This window comes from Methylocystis sp. L43, from assembly GCF_015709525.1.
Lineage (GTDB): Bacteria > Pseudomonadota > Alphaproteobacteria > Rhizobiales > Beijerinckiaceae > Methylocystis.
Genome location: NZ_JADNRA010000034.1, coordinates 246,299 through 265,850 on the forward strand (window position 1 = coordinate 246,299; position 19,552 = coordinate 265,850).

Annotated in this window: 19 protein-coding genes; 12 read left to right on the forward strand and 7 right to left on the reverse strand. The window is 61.2% G+C overall.

The window, feature by feature from the left end; translation table 11 throughout:
• Positions 1-34: 34 nt before the first annotated feature.
• Genes IYX23_RS15940 through IYX23_RS15950 form a run of 3 tightly spaced genes read right to left on the reverse strand, consistent with a single transcriptional unit; the run spans position 35 to position 4,862 of the window.
• Positions 35-2,248 (reverse strand): TonB-dependent receptor, encoded by a 2,214-nt coding sequence (locus IYX23_RS15940; RefSeq protein ID WP_196393533.1) that lies wholly within the window; start codon positions 2,246-2,248, stop codon positions 35-37.
• 17 nt (positions 2,249-2,265) lie between these two features.
• Positions 2,266-3,564, reverse strand: a complete 1,299-nt coding sequence (locus IYX23_RS15945; protein ID WP_196393532.1) for a di-heme oxidoredictase family protein — start codon at positions 3,562-3,564, stop codon at positions 2,266-2,268.
• A complete protein-coding gene (locus IYX23_RS15950; RefSeq protein ID WP_196393531.1) occupies positions 3,561-4,862 on the reverse strand; it encodes an extracellular solute-binding protein in 1,302 nt (433 codons plus the stop codon). Before IYX23_RS15950 ends, IYX23_RS15945 begins: the two co-directional genes overlap by 4 nt.
• Positions 4,863-5,221: 359 nt before the next feature.
• On the opposite strand from IYX23_RS15950, the gene IYX23_RS15955 reads away from it, so the two are divergent.
• The 4 genes from IYX23_RS15955 (at position 5,222) to IYX23_RS15970 (ending at position 7,582) form a co-directional block, all read left to right on the forward strand.
• Positions 5,222-6,091: a xanthine dehydrogenase gene (locus IYX23_RS15955; protein WP_196393530.1), complete on the forward strand. Its 870-nt coding sequence runs from the start codon at positions 5,222-5,224 to the stop codon at positions 6,089-6,091.
• Positions 6,092-6,166: 75 nt separating this feature from the next.
• Positions 6,167-6,958, forward strand: coding sequence for a TOBE domain-containing protein (locus IYX23_RS15960; RefSeq protein WP_196393529.1), 792 nt, complete (start codon positions 6,167-6,169; stop codon positions 6,956-6,958).
• A 109-nt stretch (positions 6,959-7,067) separates the two neighbouring features.
• Positions 7,068-7,400, forward strand: a complete 333-nt coding sequence (gene hdeA / locus IYX23_RS15965; RefSeq protein WP_196393528.1) for an acid-activated periplasmic chaperone HdeA — start codon at positions 7,068-7,070, stop codon at positions 7,398-7,400.
• A 32-nt stretch (positions 7,401-7,432) separates the two neighbouring features.
• The gene (locus IYX23_RS15970) at positions 7,433-7,582 is read left to right on the forward strand and encodes a lmo0937 family membrane protein (protein ID WP_109024397.1); all 150 of its coding nucleotides are present in this window, start codon (positions 7,433-7,435) and stop codon (positions 7,580-7,582) included.
• On the opposite strand, the gene IYX23_RS15975 is transcribed toward IYX23_RS15970, so the two are convergent.
• Positions 7,579-9,243, reverse strand: coding sequence for an adenosine deaminase (locus IYX23_RS15975; protein WP_210330653.1), 1,665 nt, complete (start codon positions 9,241-9,243; stop codon positions 7,579-7,581). The genes IYX23_RS15970 and IYX23_RS15975 overlap by 4 nt on opposite strands.
• A 167-nt stretch (positions 9,244-9,410) precedes the next feature.
• On the opposite strand from IYX23_RS15975, the gene IYX23_RS15980 reads away from it, so the two are divergent.
• The 6 genes from IYX23_RS15980 (at position 9,411) to IYX23_RS16005 (ending at position 14,874) form a co-directional block, all read left to right on the forward strand.
• Positions 9,411-10,568 carry an SGNH/GDSL hydrolase family protein gene (locus IYX23_RS15980; RefSeq protein ID WP_246716865.1) on the forward strand — a complete coding sequence of 386 codons (1,158 nt, stop codon included), beginning with the start codon at positions 9,411-9,413 and terminating at the stop codon, positions 10,566-10,568.
• A gap of 215 nt (positions 10,569-10,783) precedes the next feature.
• The gene (locus IYX23_RS15985; RefSeq protein WP_196393525.1) at positions 10,784-11,200 is read left to right on the forward strand and encodes an SxtJ family membrane protein; all 417 of its coding nucleotides are present in this window, start codon (positions 10,784-10,786) and stop codon (positions 11,198-11,200) included.
• 13 nt (positions 11,201-11,213) lie between these two features.
• Entirely contained in the window at positions 11,214-11,360 is a 147-nt protein-coding gene (locus IYX23_RS15990; protein ID WP_196393524.1) for a DUF5989 family protein, read from the forward strand.
• 6 nt (positions 11,361-11,366) lie between these two features.
• On the forward strand, positions 11,367-13,202 hold the full coding sequence (locus IYX23_RS15995; protein WP_196393523.1) for a carbamoyltransferase: 1,836 nt from the start codon (positions 11,367-11,369) through the stop codon (positions 13,200-13,202).
• 18 nt (positions 13,203-13,220) lie between these two features.
• Entirely contained in the window at positions 13,221-14,372 is a 1,152-nt protein-coding gene (locus IYX23_RS16000; RefSeq protein WP_196393522.1) for an SGNH/GDSL hydrolase family protein, read from the forward strand.
• A gap of 178 nt (positions 14,373-14,550) precedes the next feature.
• A complete protein-coding gene (locus IYX23_RS16005; protein WP_196393521.1) occupies positions 14,551-14,874 on the forward strand; it encodes a hypothetical protein in 324 nt (107 codons plus the stop codon).
• 11 nt (positions 14,875-14,885) lie between these two features.
• On the opposite strand, the gene IYX23_RS16010 is transcribed toward IYX23_RS16005, so the two are convergent.
• A complete protein-coding gene (locus IYX23_RS16010) occupies positions 14,886-15,788 on the reverse strand; it encodes an isoaspartyl peptidase/L-asparaginase family protein (protein ID WP_196393520.1) in 903 nt (300 codons plus the stop codon).
• 76 nt (positions 15,789-15,864) lie between these two features.
• Here IYX23_RS16010 and IYX23_RS16015 point away from each other — a divergent pair, with 76 nt between their 5' ends.
• Positions 15,865-16,338, forward strand: coding sequence for a cupin domain-containing protein (locus IYX23_RS16015; RefSeq protein ID WP_210330652.1), 474 nt, complete (start codon positions 15,865-15,867; stop codon positions 16,336-16,338).
• A gap of 323 nt (positions 16,339-16,661) precedes the next feature.
• The gene (locus tag IYX23_RS16020; protein ID WP_196393518.1) at positions 16,662-17,435 is read left to right on the forward strand and encodes a response regulator transcription factor; all 774 of its coding nucleotides are present in this window, start codon (positions 16,662-16,664) and stop codon (positions 17,433-17,435) included.
• Here IYX23_RS16020 and IYX23_RS16025 read toward each other — a convergent pair.
• Together IYX23_RS16025 and IYX23_RS16030 are read right to left on the reverse strand one after the other, a co-directional pair.
• Positions 17,428-19,236, reverse strand: a complete 1,809-nt coding sequence (locus tag IYX23_RS16025) for a S8 family serine peptidase (protein ID WP_246716867.1) — start codon at positions 19,234-19,236, stop codon at positions 17,428-17,430. The genes IYX23_RS16020 and IYX23_RS16025 overlap by 8 nt on opposite strands.
• A 61-nt stretch (positions 19,237-19,297) precedes the next feature.
• On the reverse strand, positions 19,298-19,543 hold the full coding sequence (locus tag IYX23_RS16030; protein ID WP_026222687.1) for a hypothetical protein: 246 nt from the start codon (positions 19,541-19,543) through the stop codon (positions 19,298-19,300).
• Between the last annotated feature and the right edge of the window lie 9 nt (positions 19,544-19,552).

Genomic DNA, 19,552 nt, shown 5'->3' on the forward strand with positions numbered 1-19,552 from the left:
CCGATATTGCGGTGCGTCGCAGCGGCGAGCGCGTCTAGAAGTTCACTTTCGACGCGAGATAGAAGGTGCGGCCGGGAGACGGATAGCCGTCGGCGAGCACATAATAGTCATCGAACGCGTTTCGCACGCCGGCGCTAAATTTGATGTTGTCGCCCGGCGTATAATCGGCGTTGAAGTTCGTGAGACAAAAGGCGCCGGTCCGATAATACCAATTGCCGTTTGTTATGGACGTCCAGCGCGCGCCAGCGACTTCGAGGCTCGGCGTCAAGGTCAGCTGGGGAATGGGGCGGTAGCCGGCATAAAGGAACATCTTAAAGTCGGGCACCCCCGTCGGCTGAAAATTGACGATTGACGGCGAATAGACCCGCCGTCGAATGAAGGTGACATTGCCGCCGAGCGAGAAATCCTCGCGCACGAAATAATCCGCCGAGATTTCCGCGCCCCAGAATCTGCCGCCGCCGACGTTCTGAGATTGCGTAACATTGGCGCCGAATTGCGGCGCAGGCACGCTTTGGATGAGATTGTCGACGAGGCTGTAGAAGACGTCGATCGACACCCGGCTGCCGGGCGCGAAGAGGCTTGACCAGCCGAGATCGAAATTGGTTGCGCGCTCCGGCATGAGCGCCGGATTGGACGTCGCGCCGCCAAAGCGGGTGCTGAAACGCTCGAAGAGCGTCGGATAGCGGGTCCGACTCGAGCCGTTGAAGTAGATTCGGTCCGTGTCGTTATAGCGCCAGATGGCTGCGCCCTGATAGTTCGGCGCCTGCACGTCGATAGGCCGATAGTCGATGACGCCCTGCGGAACGGCGAAGCCTTGCGCCTGGCGCAGATGCCGCCAATCATAGCTGAAGCCCGCAACGATATCGATGTCCTGCCTCGGATGGAATGTGTTCTCCACGGCCGCCGAATAGGTATCTTCGATGCTGGAGATCAGCGGCTGAGTGAAGCACGGCACGCTGGTCACACAGCCTGAGCGCGCGCCACGAAAATTCTGCCCGAAATTCTCCTGCCACTCGGAATGATTGTCGAGGCGATAGAAGAACAGCGCTTTCAGCGTGTCGATGTCGCCGATCTGCGCGCCCGCCTCGACCTCTGCGCCGAGCGCATAATCGGCGTATGCGCTGTTGAAAGATCGAGGCAGCGACTGATTGATGAAGGAAGTATCGTCATAGGAGACGAGCGAATTGTCGAACTTGCTCCAATAGCCGCGCGTCTTCACATAGGCGGCTTCATTGAGCTGAGTTCTCGACAGGAAATAGAGGTTCTGGACCCGCCAATACGGCCATCGCCAGAAGCGCTGCGAGGCGATGGGATCGGTCGTATGAAGCGGCGCGCCCTTTTGGCCCTCTTGGCGGCTGAAGCTTAGGGAATATTCGTCGGTCGCATTCGGCGTGAGGCCCACGCGCGCATTGACATTGTAGTCTTGCGTATAGGATTGACCGCGCATGCCCGGTCCCTGAGCGAGAGTCGAGCGATAGCTCGCGGGCAGCATCCAGCCATCGTAGTTCTGGAAAGTGCCGCTGAGCTGCGCGTAGTAGAGATCCTTCTTCGTTCCAGCGAAGCCGTAGGTCATCGGTCCCAGGAATGCGCCGTCGCGACCAAATTCGAAGCGCGTGCGCCATTCGGCTTCAATCTCTCGAGTCGGTCTGCGCGTCACCAGATTGATCTGGCCGCCCATGCCGCCGGGGCCGTCGAGCACCGAGACATAGCCCTTGGCGATTTGCACTTCGGCGATGTCGGCGGTCAGAAAGCGCGCGAAATCGAGTCTGTTGTCGACCGGCAGATAAACGCGAACGCCATCGACGGTGAGCGGAACCTGCCAGCGATCGAAACCGCGCACATAGATATTCTGCTCGTTGCGGGAATTGCCCGAGATCTGACTATTGACGCCCGGCGCGATATTGACCGCGCTGTCGAGCGTCGGGCGCGCAAAGGTCTCCATCTGTCTGTTGGTGATGGTGTAGCCGCCGAAGGCGTCGGTATGCTGACTGGGCGTCGGACCATTGTCGGTTTTTGCCGACGGGACCCACGCGAGGGGCGGAGCGCCTGCCCCGCCGGCGCCGGCTCCGGGCTGAGCGACCCTGGTCGGGACTCCAAGACGACGTTCCCCGACTTTAATCTGGCCGAGCTCGAAAGCCTTCGGCGCGCGCACTTCGATCGGCGGCAGCGGCGTCTGCGCGTTCATAGGAGTTGATAGCGCGAGAAGAACGCCGCCTGAAATCGCCGTCGTCGTCAGCAGCCTGGTCATCATTGCCCCCGTGAACGTCAAAGAGAGTTGAGGAAAGCGAGCAGCGCGTCGCGCTGGCGTTCGGGAAGATTGCGGAAGGCGTCGGCGGAGGATTGCGCTTCGCCGCCGTGCCAGAGGATCGCCTCGACGAGCGTGCGCGCCCTGCCGTCGTGCAGAAAATCGGCGCCGTCTCCGCCTTTGCCGGCGAGGCCCAGTCCCCACAGCGGCGGCGTGCGCCAGTCCCTTGGACCGGCTTCGAAGTCTTCGCGGCCGTCGGCGAGCCCCTCGCCCATGTCGTGCAGCAGAAGGTCGGTGTAGGGATGAATTTCGACGCCGGTGAGCGCAGGCTGCAGCGAGAAATCCGCAACATGCAGCGCATCGCGATGGCAGTTCGAACAGCCGATCTCATGGAACAGAACTTCGCCGTCCTTGACGCGCGGGTCGTCGAGATTGCGGCGCGCTGGAGGGGCAAGCGCGCGGATGTAATTGACGACCGCGTCGAGCTGGGCGTCGGTCAATTCCGGCGTCGAAGCGCCGCGACGGCGTTCGCTGCGAGTCGGCGCGCAGCTCTCGACAGGAAACAGCGATGAGGTGACCCCGATGTCTTCGACGAAGGCGTTGGCGATCTGCTGCTTGAGATTTGGCTGATTGGCTTTGAGCCCGAAGCGGCCGAGCGTTCTCTGGCCGGTCTCAACGCTGAAGACGAAATTCGGTCTGCCCGCACCGGCGAGAATTTCGGCGTCGGCCACCGACTCCAGCAAACCCAGGCCAAAGACCGGCGGCGCATTGCGCAGCGACGTCTTCGTCTCGGGCCCGAGCGGACCGTAAGCGAGATTGCGAAAGGAGAGCGTCGGTCGACGAAGCCTTACTGTCTTGCCATCGGAGAGCGCCACATCGAATTCGGCGTAGTCGACGACCGCCTGGCCTTCGCCAGCGACGCCGGGCACGCCTTCGGGATTGAGCTGAGCGCCGTAATCAGGATGAACGCGCGGTCCGCCATGCGCGTCCTTTCCCTCGACGCTCAGCCTCGCCGCCATCGTGCGCGCTACGCCATTTTCGCTGTCTGGCGCGGCGCCCCGACCATTCTTGACGTGGCAGGCGATGCAGGAAAGTCGATTATAGAGCGGACCAAGACCGACAAAGTCTGGATGGTCCTGCGACGGTCCGATGACCCAGGCCTGGCGGAAAATGCCGCTCCCCTTGCGAAAGCTCGCGGCATGTTCGCCGTCCAATCCTTCAATCGGCTGGATGAAGGCTTCGGTGTCAGGGCCGCTCGTCTCGTAACGTGCGGCGCCCGCGAGCATCGCGGCGCACAGAAGGACGCCGAAGCGTTTCATGGCGCGGGCTCCAGGCCTTTGACGAGCTCGCGCGCCTGTCGCCGCGCCGCGGCGATCTCCTCGCGCCATTCTGCGATTTGCTGCGGATCGATGGCGTCGCGACGTGGGAAGCGCTCAAGAAAGGCGGTTGCGCGCGCGTCGCTTTCGGAAACCGGAATGAAGCCGGCGAATCTCTTCGCTTCGCCCAGCGCCGCCACGGCCTTTGCGTCGGAGCCGAACTTTTTCTCGGCGTCGTGGATCTTGCGCCACAGTTCGGCGCTCTCGGCATGGTCTTCGACGATCGCGAGATCGAAGAGCAGCGTGATCAGCGGGGGCCGGCGGCGGCCGATCTCCGAATCGTAGTCGAGAAGCGTCGACGCGGGCAGCGCAAAGGGGTTCGCAAAGCCCTGCGGCGCGCTCTGATAGGCGTCGGGTCGCGCCGGATGCCGGCGGCTGTCGCGCTCCATCATCAACCGCTGGCCGTCCGTCGACAGCAGGAAGTCGATGAAGGCCTGCGCGGCGGCGACATGCTCGGAGCCGGCGGTCATCGCGACATGGGCGGGCAGAAACGCCGTGCGATCGGGATAGATCATCTCGACCGACGCGCCATTGGCTTTAGCGATCTCGGCGATGAAATCAATCGTCAGCGCGAGCGCCGCTTTGCCTTCGCGCACAGAGGCCGTCGGCGCGAATCCGGAATCGAGCAGCGTCGCCTCGCCGGCCATCTCGCCAAGAAGACGCCAACCTGCGTCCCAACCTTCGCTCTGCAGAATGATGTCATAGAGCGCAGGCGAAAAGCCGACCTTTGAGGCGATCGGCATGGCGAGCTGGCGCGCATATTCGGGCGACGCGAGGTCGCGCCAGCGTCGCGGCGCGGAAAGGCCAGTTGCGGCCAGCGCGCTTGGATTCGCGACAACCCCATAGCCGGCGACGTCATAGGCTTCGTAGAGGCCGGCGGGATCGGACAATGGCTGCTGGCCGAGCCGGCCGGGAAGCGCGGCGCGGTCGACCGTTATCTTGCGAAACGCGCCACGGTCGCGAAGCAGCGCGAAATTCGCCGGCGCCGGCGCCCAATAGACATCCGCGCCCCCTTGTCCGGGCTTGGCGAGTTCGACAAGCGCGTCGCGGGACTGTTTCCAGACGAACTGAACGTGGATTTGCGGATGGCCGCGCTCGAACTCCCGCTCATAGCGGGTCGTCAGTTCTTCCGGAAAGCTGGTGACGACGGTGATCGTCTCATTGGCCGACGCGCCGGACGGCGGAGCACATAGAAGGCTGAAAAAGCTTGCGAATGCAGCGACGGCGACAGCGCGGATCATGTGATCGATAACCGTTATGTAGTTAGCTTACATAGTGCTTGACTACAAACGAGCGGTACAAAAGTCAATGTTAGAACTTTAAGCAGCGCATGATCAGTACATGTGCAAAACTGTATGGACATATCGATATTGATATGTTTTCAGATGACATAGCGCTATTAATCAAAAATGGTTAGATATTTCAACATGATGAACGGAATCATTTCAGCGTCGTTTGCTGTTTGTTCGTTTTTGTTGACTTCAATACAAAATGCGCGAAACGCGGAGTCTCCCGTCGCCTGGCCGGCGCCGAATTCCCTGAAACGCAAAGGCCTGCGACTTGGCGCGTCATTTGCTGAAAAGGCGCCGGAGGGCGCCCCATGCCAGGCTTTTCAGCAAAAGAATTCCTCTCCGACTGCAGTGAGCATTTCGTCATCATCCTCGGCACGAATGAGATCGCCTCCGCGGTCGCGGCGCGATTGACATGGGAGCGGCGCCGCGTGGTTCTCAGCCATGATGCTTACCCGCCGGTCATCCGACGAGGGATGGCCTTTCACGACGCGCTTTATGGAGATCGCGCCGAAGTCGACGGCGTAGTCGCCGATCTGACGCAAACGACGCTGGATGTGGTCGACGTCTTGTCCCGGCCGGGACACGTCGCCGTTTCGCCTCTGCCCTTGACGGATCTCATCCCCCTGCGCGCGCCCGACGTTCTCATCGACGCGCGCATGCAAAAGCACCGCGTCACGCCGGATCTGCGCGGGATAGCAGGTCTGGTGATCGGGCTGGGTCCAAACTTCACGGCGGGCTGGAACTGCGACGTGGCGATCGAGACTCATCCGGCGCATACGGGCGAATTGCTCGAAAACGGCGCGACGCTGCCTTCAGACGGCGTCGCTCGCGTGCTCGGCGGCGTCGGCAAGGAGCGTTTTATCTATGCGGCGCGCGACGGCGTCTGGCGGACGCCGCTCGACATCGGCGTGCGGGTTTTCAAGGATTATCTGCTCGGCCGACTCGACGGCCTTCCCATCCAGGCGCCGATGGACGGCTTCCTGCGCGGGATCGCGCGCGACGGGGTCCATGCGGCGCGGGGCGTCAAGCTCGTGGAAATCGACCCTCGCGGACGCGCCTCGAACTGGACCGGAACGGACGAACGCGGCCGCGCCATTGCCGAGGCGGTGGTCAAGGCGATCGCAGAGTCGCCCGCGGGGGGACGGAGACCGTCGCGCACGCGAGTAACGTTCCACTAACCGAACATTCATCTTAGCCGCGGTTGCCTCCGGCCGTCTTGCCCTGTATCCGGGCGATGAGGCGGGACGCAGGACATGGCCGAAGGCAAGATCGATGCTTCACTGGCCCTGCGGAGCGAGGGCCGACTCCTCGTTGGGCGCGACCGCGTGAAGCTTCTCGAGGCCGTCGCCCTTCACGGCAGCATTACGAAGGCCGCCAAGGCGGTCGGCTTCAGCTACAAGGCCGCATGGGACGCGGTGAACGCGATCAACAATCTTTTGCCGACGCCCGCCTTCATCACCAAGGCTGGAGGTCGCAGCGGCGGCGGCGCCGAGGTGACGGAGGAAGGGCGTCGGCTGATCGCCACCTTCCACCGCCTCGAAGAGAAACTTGCGCGCATCTCCGAGACGATCGCCGAAGAGGGTCTCGCGGGCGCCGAGGATTTTCTGCTGTGGACCACGGGCATGACAATTTCCGCGCGCAATGTTTTTCGCGCCGAAGTGACTCAGGTCAAGAAGTGGCCGGTCGACGTCGAAGTGACGTTGCGCGTGTCGGAAAAGGATACGATCCTGGCGATCGTCACCAATGAATCAACCGAGCGACTGGGCCTTTCTCGAGGGCGCAAGGCGCTGGCGCTGATCAAGGCGTCCTTCGTCAATCTGGCGCCCGCCGGCGATGCGGCGCCGCTGCAGCGCAATTGCTTCCGCGGCGTCGTCACGCAGCGGATTGACGCCGAACGCAACAGCGAAATCCTGCTCGACGTCGGTTTCGGAAAGACGATGACCGCGGTCACGCCGCGCCACCTCGTTGAAGACATGGGACTGAAGGAAGGGGACGCCGCCCTGGCGACCTTCGACGCTGCGGACGTCATTTTAGCGGTGGAATAACCTCGTCTGGAGAAGTTCCCGGCTACAGCACGACTGGATACGGGCGCAATTCCACAATAGTCTCTCTGCGGCGCTGCGGCAGAAGCGCGGGCCTAATTAGGAGCAATCGATGAAGCGGACTTATTTCATCGCAGCCGCTGTGTTGTCCTTTTTTGCGACGAATGCGCTCGCCGAAGCGAAGAAGCCGACGTCCAAATGGACGTGCGAGGATTTCCTGGCGGTCGACGACCAATTTCAGCCAAAGGTGATCTATTGGTCCTCTGCGCAGAGCAAGAAAGGCAAGCCGCTCGCAACGGACGTCGATATCGAAGGCACGGAGAAGGTCATTCCTATAATCATCGACGATTGCAAGAAGGCGCCGCAAGAATCCTTCTGGAACAAGCTCAAGGGCGCCTGGAAAAAGGTCGAGACCGACGCAAAGTCGCTTGGCAAAAAGTTGTGACCCCCCTTGCTAGCCAAATGGAAGGCTGAACAATGCTTGAAACGATCGCGGTCATCCTCGTCATCATGTGGCTGCTCGGGCTGGTCTCCTCATATACGCTCGGCGGCTTTATCCACATTCTGCTTGTCATCGCCATCATCGTGATTGTTCTGCGCGTCATTCAGGGCCGCAGCATTCTTTAGCGAACGCCGCGCGAGGAACGCTCACGTTTGGCCGACGACCAGGGCGGGGAAGCGAGCGCTACGCTGTTCGCTGGCTTTGCCTCGCGCCCGCTCCATGTCGACTCGAAGCGCGCGAAGCGCGTCTCGAGTTCCCATTGAAGTCTGGCTTTTTCGGAACCGGCCAAGAAACGACGACACTCGGCGGAAGGCGAAGGTCCGCCAAACTGCGCGTTGATGCAAACCGAAATGGGGCGCGCGGCCGCAGGATCGCGCCACAGGCTCTCGCCGGGAAGAAAAGCGTATGTCAGGCTATTTCGAGAGAGCTGTTTCAAGTCGCGGTAGGAAAGTTGGTAGACGCGTGCGGCGCGCTGATATTCGTGCGTGAGATCGATTCGCGATACGCCCTCGTCGTCGGTCGATAACGCCGTCGGCACGCCCGCGTTGCGATAGAGCGGGAATGGATGGTCCGCGCCTTCGACGCCGAGAATTTGCGCATTGGATGTGAGATTGATCTCCACCATTATTCCATCGCGCGCCATTCGCGCCATCAGACTTTTGGCGTCGCGCTCGAAGCCGATGTCGACGCCATGCCCGATGCGCCTTGCGCCGGCGACCTCGACCGCCTCGCGAATATGGAAGGTCAGGTCCTTGGGAGGAACGAGCCCCATTGTCAGCTCCCCGGCATGGAGACTGATTCGCGCCTTCGGGTGTCGGCGCCCGACGTCGCCGACGATCCGCATCTGTTCGCTATAATTTCCGAGCGTGATTTCATCGTCCTCCGCCGCGACGAGGTTCAATCCGACAACCGGCCCGTCGAGCGAGGCGAGACGCGCCGCAAGCGCCGTCTGCGCAAACAATTTCGCGCGGTCGACATTGCGATAGACTTGGGCGAGAAACCGTACCGCGACGTTGCATCCGGGCCGACGATGGGCGGAGTCGCTGCAGGCGAGCCGCCGGTCCTTGTCGGCGACGACGGCGACGACGCTCTCCGCCGCGCGCTTGACGAGGTCGCCGAGTCCTTTGCCGTCGAGCGCCGCAAGCATTGCGTCGGGATCGTCCTTCCAGCCGATCCGCTCGCCAAGATCGCGCGCCTCGCCCATCAGCGGGCCGATCATCAATTCGAGATACAAGACGTTCTGCGAGGCGGCGCGCTCGACGACCTCGGCGAGGGCGCCGCCGACATTGTTCCCCGTCACGTCCGAGAACCGAAAGAAGCTGTTGAAGAACTGATCATGGCCGCTTACGCGCGAGTTGGCGACGTCGCGCATCGACCAAGCGTTGATCGCGTCTCGGTAGGCTTGGGTGGAGCGCAACGCCTCGGCGAGAGGCGGCTTGGATGCGGCGTCGCACGGCGGCGGCAGCGCCGCCTTGCTCGCGACGTCGAAACACCAACCCTCCGCGCGCGCCCAAGCCAATGCGCTCTCCGCATAGACGGCGCCCGCAAGGTGATTGTGCAAATCGCCGCCTTTCGGCATTTCGACAAGGAAGCTGCGTAGAGCAGCGCCATTGTCGCGAAGGCCGTCCAGCGCCGCGGACGTGCCGCTCACGGCGGCGGCGCGCGACATATCGCGCGCATGGACTGTGGAGCCGCCCCATGCGACGGCGAGGGCCGCAAAGAGAGTCCGCAACGACGCAGAGCCCGGCAGGATTTCAGCAAGCGAACGACTGGGACGCGAGGTCATGAGCAGCTCCGAGACGCGTTTCACTGCGGCTTCTTAGCGCACCGCAGAGGCCGTCAGCATTCGACGCCGCAAAATGATTTTTTGCAAAGGAAGCTTGCTCATTTCAGTCGATCTATGACAAGAGTGGCGCTCACAATCCCGGGGAAGCCTGATTTTGGCCAATGTCGATGTCGTGGTCGCGCAAAAACTCAACATACAAGCTGTTTCGCATTCTTTTCATCAACTTTGGCCTGCTCCTCAGTCTCGTCGTCATTGCGGAGATTGTTCTTCATCTCGTCTACAGGGGCGGCAATCCGTTTCTGGCGCCTGCGAGAAACGAGTTGAGGGTAAGCAATCCGCATTACACCCATGGTCTCAAGCCGAATTTTCACGGCTTCGACGCCTGGGGCTCCAATAAATTTCCGATTTTCACCAATTCACTGGGGTTTAGAGACGCAGCCGTACGCAGCGTGCCGATGACGGCGGACCGCAAGCGCGTCGTCTTTATCGGCGATTCCTTCACCGAAAGCCTTGGCGTACCTTACGAACAGTCTTTCGTCGGCCTCTTCGCTCAGGCGTTTCCCGCGATCGACGTTTTGAACGCCGGCGTCTCGAGTTATGCGCCGTCCGTCTATTACGAGAAGCTCAAATATTTTCTCGACTCTGGGCTCACCTTCGACGAGGCCATCGTCTATATCGACATCTCCGACATACAGGACGAAGCCATTCTCTATTCGTATGATCAGAATGGCGTATTGCGGATGGGCTTGTTTCAGACCGGCTCTGAGGAATGTTCACCGGTGCCGCGTCCGCCGCTGCCGCGCCCGGAGAAGCGATGGTGGGAAAAAGTCTCCTATGTCGGGGAGTTCCTTGGTCAGATGCGTTATTCGGCGCAGTTGGCGAGAGCGATGGAACAGGCGAGCTTCGAGGATTTCGCGAAATCGCGCCGTGTATATAGTCGGGACTACGCGCGCCCAAGTTGGACGTATAGCGACGATTCCAGCTGCTATGGCGCTCTGGGAATCAAAGCGTCGATTGACAAAGCCAAAAAGCAGATGGATCGCCTGCACGAACTTTTATCGTCGCGCGGCATCGCGCTTTCGGTTGGCGTCTATCCCTGGCCGCAACAGCTTCTCTACGATCGCGAAAATTCGCAACAAGCGCAGCTCTGGCGCGATTGGTGCGCGGGCAAGTGCAGGAGATTTTTCGATCACTTCCCCGACTTTTTTCAATACAAGGCGCAGAACGCTGATTTCCTCAAATCGCTGTATTTCTGGGGAGACTTTCACTTCAACGAGCGCGGCAACGAAGTCCTGGCGCGCCGACTCATCGAGAATTACGAATAAGTGCGCGAACACCCGCGCCGGCGTTGCAACAAGAAACACGCGATGGGAGTGACGCTCCCCAGGCCCGCCGCCGCGGACCGGCAGCTTGATACGCCCGGCGATATCCCTTAATTTGCGCCTTCAAGTGAGGCGATGCGGAATTTGTTGAAGCATCGCGACGGTTTGCTGTTCGCGAGCCGCGGAGATCGTGAGGCGACCTGGGGGGTCTCGTCTGAATGTCGCATGAGGACTTTTCGCGAGACCGTTCGGCCGCAATGGGCTCCGATCGATCGTTTGGACTGGTGATCGCCGCGGCGATCACGGTCATCAGCATGTTGCCAATGTGGCGCGGCGAGGCGCCTCATCTCTGGGGGCTCGCCGCAGCGCTTGGCTTCGCCGCAGCCGCGTTCCTCGCGCCCGCCAAACTGCGGCCGCTGAACCGGCTGTGGCACCAGCTGGGCTTGGCGCTGCACAAAATCACCAATCCCATCATCATGGGCGTGCTGTTCTTTGGAGTGATCCTCCCGATCGCGGTGATTTTCCGACTGCGGCGCGCCGATCCGCTCAAACTTTCGTTCGACAAGAACGCGACTTCCTACTGGACCATGCGCAATACGCCCGAGGGGGCGAGCGACATGAGCAAGCAATTCTGAGGAGACGGAGAAAATGAGTTTTTTGCTCGAACTCTGGGATTATCTGAGATCCAGTAAAAAATACTGGATGGCGCCGGTTCTGGTCATCATGCTGCTGATCGGCGCGCTGATCGTTCTGCAAGGGACCGCGGTCGCTCCGTTCATCTACACGCTCTTTTAAAACGCGATGCGGATACTTGGCATCTCCGCCTTCTACCACGACAGCGCAGCCGCCGTGGTGGAGGATGGCGAAATCATCGCCGCCGCTCAGGAAGAGCGATTCTCGCGCAAAAAGCACGACTCGCGCTTTCCGCGTCACGCGATCGACTATTGTCTTGAGGCCGTCGGCGCCGCGCCTCAGGACATAGATTTCGTCGCCTTCTACGATAAGCCGTTCGTCAAATTCGAGCGGCTGCTGGAAACCTATATCGCCTTTGCGCCGCGCGGATTTCAGTCGTTCAAAATGTCGCTGCCGCTCTGGCTGCGCGAAAAGCTCTTTCAAAAGTCGCTGCTGTTGAAAGAGATGAAGGCCTATTCGGCGGATGTCGACTGGTCGAAACGGCTGCTGTTCGCCGAGCACCACTTCAGTCACGCCGCCAGCGCCTTCTACCCCTCCCCGTTCAAGGAGGCGATCGTTCTGACGATGGACGGGGTCGGCGAGTGGGCGACGACGTCGGTCGCTTTCGGCAGCGACAATCAACTGACCATGCAGCGCGAATTGCGCTTCCCGCATTCGCTCGGCCTGCTGTATTCGGCGTTCACATATTACACCGGGTTCAAGGTGAACTCCGGCGAATACAAGCTGATGGGCCTTGCCCCCTATGGCGCGCCGAAATACGCCGATTTGATCCTGGACAATTTGATCGACCTCAAGCCGGACGGCACCTTTCGGCTCGATCAGTCGTATTTCGACTATTGCACCGGCTTGCGGATGACCAACGCCAAGTTCGACGAACTTTTCGGCGGCCCGGCGCGCAAGCCGGAGGAACTGCTGACGCAGCGGCACATGGACATCGCCGCCTCGATACAGGCGGTCACCGAGGAGATCGTCCTCAGGCTCACCCGCGCGCTCGCCAAAGAGACCGGCGCACGCAATCTTTGTCTCGCCGGCGGCGTGGCGCTGAATTGCGTCGCGAATGGAAAGCTGCTGCGCGACGGCAGCTTTGACCAGATCTGGATTCAGCCGGCGGCCGGCGACGCCGGCGGCGCGCTCGGCGCGGCGCTCGCCGCCTACTATGGCTACAAAAAAAATCCTCGAAGCCTCAACGGCGGCGGCGACGCCATGCGCGGCTCCTATCTCGGTCCTTCGTTCCCGCAAGCCGAGATCGAGCGCCGGCTGCACGCCGTTGGCGCCAAATTCGTGCCGATGGCGGAAGGCGAACTTATAGAAGCGGCGGCGCGGGACCTCGCCGACGAGAAAGCGGTCGGTTGGTTTCAAGGCCGAATGGAATTTGGGCCGCGCGCGCTTGGCGGACGGTCGATCCTAGGCGATCCGCGTTCCGACACGATGCAGAAAACGCTCAATCTCAAAATCAAATATCGCGAGTCGTTTCGGCCCTTCGCGCCGTCGGTGTTGCGTGAGGATGTCGCCGACTGGTTCGAGCTCGAAGGCGACTCCCCTTACATGCTGCTCGTCGCCGATGTCGCCGAAAAGCATCGTCACACCATGACGGCGGAGCAGCAGGCGCTGTTTGGCATCGACAAGCTCAATGTTCCGCGCAGCGCCATCCCGGCTGTGACACACGTCGACTATTCCGCGCGGATTCAGACCGTGCATCAAGAGACAAATCCGCGCTATCACGCGCTGCTTTCGGCGTTCAAGCGAATGACCGCCTGTCCCGTGCTCGTCAATACGAGCTTCAACGTGCGCGGCGAACCCATTGTCTGCACCCCAGAGGACGCCTTCGGCTGCTTCATGGGCACGGAGATGGATACGCTGGTGATCGGCGATTGTTATTTGCGCAAAGACGATCAGGACGCATCGCTCAAGCACGATTATAAAGAAATGTTCGAACTGGACTGACCGCGTCTGACGTTTTTCATGAGCAGATCGGATATCCTTCAATGGCTGAAGCACGGCGCGAAGATTGCGGGCGTTAACGGCGCCGTGTTTCTCGCGCTGTTTGTCCTCGTCGAACTCGGCTTGCACCTCAAATCTGCAGATCAGAATCCACTGCTTGGCCCGCCCTTCGTCAAGAGCGCCATCAGAGTGCATGTTCCGGTCTACAGCCATTCATTGGCGGCCAATTTCGACGGCGAAGATCAGTGGGGCGGGAATCGCTACCACATTCGGACGAATGACCTCGGGTTCAAGGATGCCCTCAATCGAGCGGCGCCTTTGAAATCCGATCGGCGGCGCGTCCTCTTTATCGGGGACTCCTTCACCGAAGGCGTTGCGCTTCCCTATGAGCAGACGTTCGTCGGCCGGTTTGCGGCGGCGTTTCCCGACATCGACGTCCTCAACGCGGGCGTAAGCTCCTACGCTCCTTCAGTCTATTTCATGAAAATCAAGTCCCTGCTCGACGCGGGATTGCAGTTCGACGAAGTGATCGTTTACGTCGACATATCCGACGTTCAGGATGAGGCGATCTACTATCGGTATGGACCGGACGGGAAACTCGAATGGACCAACTTCGAAAAAGAGTGTCCTTCGCCGGAGGCGACTCTCGTTATTGAGCCATCCTGGTGGGCGCGGCCTTCATACATACTGGAGTATCTCGAAAAAGACCGCATCATGCGGCGCGCCATCAAGGATGTGCGAAGACTGAGCGGCGCAGAACTGGTCAAGGCCGGCATGATCTACGGACCCGATAGAGATCGCGGCAGCTGGACATATGACCCAAAAGCGAAGTGCTACGGCGCAATGGGGATCGAAGGCGGCGTCGCCAAGGCGATCGAGAACATGGATCGTCTGCACACGCTTCTGAGCGCGCGCGGAATTCCGCTCTCCGTCGGAGTCTACCCTTGGCCGCAGCAGCTGCTATACGATCAGGAAAATTCACGGCAGGCGCAAATCTGGCGCGACTGGTGCGCGGGCAAGTGCCAAAAGTTCTTTGACCATTTCCCTGTGTTCTTTGCCTATAAGAACGCCCACCTGAACTTCCTCAAAGATTTATTCATATGGACGGACGTGCATTACAACGAGCGCGGCAACGATCTCCTGGCTCAGGATCTCATCGCGAATTACCGCTGAAAGGTCGCTGTTAACACGCGAGATGTCGATACGGCGCGCCGATGACCCGGCGACGCTGTTCTATGCACAGAAAACGGCCGCCGCTCAGCTTGACGGATCGTTTAAAGCCGCGTCTCTTTTGGAGACTACGTAAGCGCCTGCGATTACATAGCTTTTTTGCTTATTGATGGAGCGGCAAATGGATTTTGATCGCGTCAATCGGGAAAGTCTTGTCCACAATCTGCGCGACGCCCTGCCCCTCTCCGCTCGTCCCCGGCCGGCGCTCCTCGCATTTCTGCGCGCACGCGGCGCAATCGGGCGAAGCGCGCCGCGGCTCGTCGTCGTCGACATCTTCGATGCGGGCGGAACGCAGGGTCTGATGTGCCGCTTCGAGATCGCTGACGAAATCGACGCCCCTAGTTTCGTTGCGCCGTTGACGCAACTTGCGCTCGATCGGAGATACCCGCTGGCACAACGGCTCGCCGTGCGTCGACGGCGTGCGCCGCGCACGGAGGTGGTCTAAGACGACCGCGCCTATGTTGTCTCGACCCGTACGCCGCCTGCAGCGAACGTCGCCGTCAGCATTCCGGGAGTCGCGTGCGCCCGTCCGCACCTCCCCTCGCGATCGACGAGAATGAGGCCGCCGCGGCCGTCCACTCTGTCGACCAGATAGCGTATCGCCGCGTGAGCGGCTTCTTCAGCCTGCATCGAGCGAAATTCGACGAAGCAAGCGGCGGTGCGCGCCAGCGCCGTGCGAATGAAATCCTCGCCGACGCCAGTGCAGGACACCGCGCAACTGAGGTTATCGGCGAAAGTGCCCGCGCCGATGAGCGGCGAGTCGCCGACGCGGCCGAAACGCTGATTCACCAGGCCGCCTGTCGAGGTCGCCGCCGCAAGATCGCCGTTGCGATCGCGCGCGACGGCGCCAACCGTGCCAAGCTTCGCATTGGTTGCATCGGAATGATCGAGCGCGGTCTCGTGCTTTCGCTTCGCCTTGGCGAGTTGCGCGACGCGTTCCTCCGTTCGGAAATAGTCTTCGCTTTCGAACGTTAACTGATGCTCTCGCGCGAAGCGCTCGGCGCCGTGTCCAACGAGAAGCACATGGCCGCTCTTCCCCATGACCTCATATGCAAGGCGCACCGGATTTCTGACGCCGCGAACCGCGGCGACGGCGCCTGCCTTGAGAGTGCGCCCATCCATGATCGACGCGTCGCATAGTGTGGCGCCTTCGGCGTTGAGCACGGAACCCCGACCGGCGTTGTAAAGCGGATCGTCTTCGAGCAGCGCGACGCAGTGAACGACTGCGTCTACCGCCGACGATCCCCCTGCAAGAAGACTGGCGCCCGATTCAACGATCGCGCGCAAGGACGCCTCGTAACGATGCGGATCGCGAATCGCGCCGGCGCCGCCATGGATCATCAGAGAAACGTCAGTCATCGCCCAACCCGCCGCTTGTCGATGCGCCCGCCGCCTGCGCTATAGTCTTGCCTCGCAAACCTTCGGAGTGAACGCCATGCGCAACACATTGCTTCTTTCCTTAATCTTCGCAGCCCTTGTCGCGCCGGCGGCGTCCGAGACGTCGATCATAGGCAATAAGGACGGAAAGGATATCGTGACGGTGCGCGTCGGCGAAGCGTCACACTCCAAACAAGCGCTTCCGATCTTCCCTGGAATTTCTACAAAGACCGCCGGCGCAAAGGGATTGTCGTTGCTAAAAGTCGTCATTCCTCCCGGCGGCAAGGCGGAGGCTCATACTCACAGGGGGCATGAGTCCGCAATTTATCTCATGCAAGGCCGCGTCGAGACGCGCTATGGCGAAAATCTTGAAAAGAGCGTCGTGAACGTCGCCGGCGATTTTATCTTCATTCCGCCTGACGTGCCGCATCAGCCGGTGAACTTGAGCGACAGCGAAGCAGCGATCGCAATCGTCGCCCGCAACGACGGCGACGAACAGGAGCATGTCATTCTCCATCGCAAGAAAAAATAGCGAGGCCTGATCTATATCGTCATCGCAAACTGCGCCTTGGCGTCTTGAAAGCAAGCATACGGAAACAGCCGTCGAGACTTTCCCTCCAAACCATTCATTTGCAGGAGGACAAAGCTCGCGAAAGCGCGCTTATGAAACCCCATGTTGACTGTCGCCCCATACGCCTTCTGGAGGCGTCATGATGGCTCAATGTCGATGCGGTTTAACAACGGCCATGACGCTGAAACCGAAAAACTGCAGGCGATGACGCAAGAGCGTTGCGCCTTTCAAAACGCGCCAATGTATGAGGCGCCCACTCAGACATAGCGCTCAGGAGTAGTTCCATGCCTCGGTTTGCGGCCTTCCGAGACGATTCCGCCCTGGACCCCGGTCTGTCAGCGCAGAGCGCGTTTGTTCCTACATCGGCAAATCCGCCGCGCAACGCGCGCATCTTGATCGTCAGCGACATGCGCCTGTTCAGCGAGGCGCTTGGCTTGCGTCTTGGGCAGCATCAGGGGATGTCCGTTGTCGGCGTCGTCGAGTGTGACGCCGCGCTGGCGGTAGCGGCTGATCTGGAGCCCGATATTGCTTTGCTCGACGTCGGCGAGTTGGAAGGCCTTGCGGTCGCGCAAGGTCTCGCCACACAGCATCCCGATTTGCAAATCGTCGCCATCGGCGCGCCGGCATCGGCTAGCCCAGCATTGGCGGCCGCTTGTCCATCGATCGTCGGCGTCATTCCTCGCGAAGGGTCGATTGAAGACGTTGTCGAACTGCTTGAGCGATTGACAGCGACGCCCGCGATTCATCCCGTCGAGGAGCGTCGGCCTATCGGCAAGGAGTCGCTCTCGTCCGGCGCGGACGCAAAGGACGCGCTTACCGCGCGTGAGCAGGAAATACTCCAGCTGATCGAGCGCGGGCTGACGAATAAGGAGATCGCCCGTCGGTTACGCATCGAACTCGGCACGGTGAAGAATCACGTGCACAATGTTCTGCAGAAGCTGCAAGTGCGCGGCCGTGGCGAAGCGGCGCACTCGATGCGAAAGCGCTCCCCCGCACATGACGGAGAAGCGCTCCATTCGCCGATCAATCGGGGACCGCTCGTGCTTGCGACTAAATAAGTCCCGCGGCCCGCAACTGCATCATGCGCTGGATGATCGCTGGATTGACCCTTTGCGCCATCGCAGGATCGATGGCCCAAGGCGCTGGCGCGCTCAGCGGACCAAATCCGTCGATCATCGCTCCCGCGGGCGCCAGTCCCGCGTTCGCCGGCGCAGCCGCGCCCAAAGGCTGAGCTGCGGCGAGACCGGGCGTGCGCTCAAAATCCGGCGCGCCGACGCCTTCGCGCGTGGAGTCGCCGAAATAGCGGACGCCGGACGACGCCAACAATGAGAAGAGCTGCGCGACGCGTTGCTCGTTGCGCGCCGTCCGCGCCCCAGCGAGGAGCGGATGGTGCGCGAGAAGCAGCGCCGCCATGCCGGTGACGTGAGGCGTCGCCATCGAGGTGCCGTCCCAGGCCGCATATCCGCCGCCAGGCACGGTGGAGACAATTGCAACGCCAGGCGCCGCGACAGTGATCTGCGGCCCAAAGCAGGTGAATTTCGGCGAGAACATCGTCCCCGCGACAAGTTGCGGAACGACGGTCTGAGCATGGTAGCTGTCAGAAGGAAACTCGTCGAGTTTGCCCATCGCGGCGACCGTCAGCACCGTCGGCAGCATGCCGGGAAACTGTACGGGTCCGCTGGAGTTTCCGGCGGCGACGATGCAGGCGACGCCGCTTTGGCGCGCTTCGGAAATTTTCTGGGCGACGAGTTCGGAAGGATCGCCGCTGCCAAGGCTCATATTGACGACGTCGAGCTGTCGTTCGATGCATTCGTCGAGCGCGTCGATGAGATCGCTGAACCGTCCGCCAGGAAACACTTTCAGCGCGTGAACTTCCGCCTTCGGCGCAAAGCCGCGAATGCCGGCGACCCCATCGGAGGCGGCGGTGATGATTCCGGCGCAATGCGTTCCATGGCCGATTTGATCGTTCGACCAACTCGTCTTGTCGCCGCCATTGGTGAGATCGGCGCCGCGCGTCACGTGGCGCAGTTGCGGGTGTGCGCTGTCGCAACCTGAATCGATGATGCCGATCTTGACGCCGGCGCCGGTGAAGGAAGGATCGAGCCGGTCGAGCTTCATGAGGCGCTGGCCCCAGCCGACCATGCCGTTTTGGGGAAAACCGTTGAAGCGTTCGGTCAGCGGACGCAATTGCACCGTGTTCACGGCGCCGGCCTGAAGCGCTGGCGCGCGGAGCATACGATCCCAATGATCGGCGGCAGGTTTGACGTAAATCGCCTGGATGGTCTCGATCGGACCACCGAACACGGTCACGACGACTTCCCCGCGCTCATTCGTGACGCCTTGGCCCGGAAAGCCCTGGCCATAGACATAGACGGTGGCCTTGGGCAGCGGCTTGCCGCCAGCGCCGACGACGCGCAGCTGCACGTCGACTCCGACGCCCGCCGCAATCGGCATGGCTCCATTGAAGTCGAAAGGACGGAAGTCGTCCGACGCGCGAAGAAAGGCGTCACGCTCCACGATGACGTTGGGCGGCGCCGACGCCTGCAGCGCTGCGCCGCGCGCAGGGTCCATCTCGGCGACGAGAATTTCCGGCGACTGCGAAGAGGAGCCGCCAGCGGAAAAGGCGGTGAGCCCGCGCGGCTGAATGCGCCGCACAATCTTTACGTCGGGGAGCGCATTGGCGAGATCCATGGCGGAAGCAGGCGCAAATCCAGGAACGCGCCGAGAGGCGATCATGAAGCGCTCGGTGGGCGCTATCGCCATCGGCTCGACCCGCACTTCGGCGCCGTTTGCTGACGGCGTGGGCGGCTCTGGGTTGTGGCCATTCGGCGCAGGATTGCTATTGTCGGGACCAGCCATGTCGACTCTCCTAATAAAATCGGGCCAGCCTGCGCATCGCCATGAAGGACGCGCGCCGGCGCTAAAATGGTTTCAGCGGAGCGTTTGGTTCGATGATCAGGGTCGCGCCAAATTGTTCGCGCAAGTGACTTGCGCTCGCCGCAGGCAAAGCGACGACCAGCCTGGGTTGACCTGCCTTGCCGGCGCGCTGAAGAATTGCGGCGCCGGGAACAGACTGCATCGCCTGTTCGAAAGCGGCCAAATCCCCTGTGCTCGCCGCGTTGCGGGGCGCCACCAAAAATTGATCGATGCCGTTCGTTGCGCTCATGATTTCGCG

Excerpts from the sequence above, each read along its gene's own strand:
- hdeA (WP_196393528.1), top strand. The coding sequence starts at position 7,068 with ATGAAGCGGACTTATTTCATCGCAGCCGCTGTGTTGTCCTTTTTTGCG.
- IYX23_RS16015 (WP_210330652.1), top strand. The coding sequence starts at position 15,865 with ATGCGCAACACATTGCTTCTTTCCTTAATCTTCGCAGCCCTTGTCGCG.
- IYX23_RS16025 (WP_246716867.1), bottom strand. The coding sequence starts at position 19,236 with ATGGCTGGTCCCGACAATAGCAATCCTGCGCCGAATGGCCACAACCCA.
- IYX23_RS15970 (WP_109024397.1), top strand. The coding sequence starts at position 7,433 with ATGCTTGAAACGATCGCGGTCATCCTCGTCATCATGTGGCTGCTCGGG.
- IYX23_RS16010 (WP_196393520.1), bottom strand. The coding sequence starts at position 15,788 with ATGACTGACGTTTCTCTGATGATCCATGGCGGCGCCGGCGCGATTCGC.
- IYX23_RS15945 (WP_196393532.1), bottom strand. The coding sequence starts at position 3,564 with ATGAAACGCTTCGGCGTCCTTCTGTGCGCCGCGATGCTCGCGGGCGCC.
- IYX23_RS16030 (WP_026222687.1), bottom strand. The coding sequence starts at position 19,543 with ATGAGCGCAACGAACGGCATCGATCAATTTTTGGTGGCGCCCCGCAAC.
- IYX23_RS15990 (WP_196393524.1), top strand. The coding sequence starts at position 11,214 with ATGAGTTTTTTGCTCGAACTCTGGGATTATCTGAGATCCAGTAAAAAA.
- IYX23_RS15995 (WP_196393523.1), top strand. The coding sequence starts at position 11,367 with ATGCGGATACTTGGCATCTCCGCCTTCTACCACGACAGCGCAGCCGCC.
- IYX23_RS15955 (WP_196393530.1), top strand. The coding sequence starts at position 5,222 with ATGCCAGGCTTTTCAGCAAAAGAATTCCTCTCCGACTGCAGTGAGCAT.
- IYX23_RS16020 (WP_196393518.1), top strand. The coding sequence starts at position 16,662 with ATGCCTCGGTTTGCGGCCTTCCGAGACGATTCCGCCCTGGACCCCGGT.
- IYX23_RS16000 (WP_196393522.1), top strand. The coding sequence starts at position 13,221 with ATGAGCAGATCGGATATCCTTCAATGGCTGAAGCACGGCGCGAAGATT.
- IYX23_RS16005 (WP_196393521.1), top strand. The coding sequence starts at position 14,551 with ATGGATTTTGATCGCGTCAATCGGGAAAGTCTTGTCCACAATCTGCGC.
- IYX23_RS15985 (WP_196393525.1), top strand. The coding sequence starts at position 10,784 with ATGTCGCATGAGGACTTTTCGCGAGACCGTTCGGCCGCAATGGGCTCC.
- IYX23_RS15980 (WP_246716865.1), top strand. The coding sequence starts at position 9,411 with ATGTCGTGGTCGCGCAAAAACTCAACATACAAGCTGTTTCGCATTCTT.
- IYX23_RS15940 (WP_196393533.1), bottom strand. The coding sequence starts at position 2,248 with ATGACCAGGCTGCTGACGACGACGGCGATTTCAGGCGGCGTTCTTCTC.
- IYX23_RS15960 (WP_196393529.1), top strand. The coding sequence starts at position 6,167 with ATGGCCGAAGGCAAGATCGATGCTTCACTGGCCCTGCGGAGCGAGGGC.
- IYX23_RS15950 (WP_196393531.1), bottom strand. The coding sequence starts at position 4,862 with ATGATCCGCGCTGTCGCCGTCGCTGCATTCGCAAGCTTTTTCAGCCTT.
- IYX23_RS15975 (WP_210330653.1), bottom strand. The coding sequence starts at position 9,243 with ATGACCTCGCGTCCCAGTCGTTCGCTTGCTGAAATCCTGCCGGGCTCT.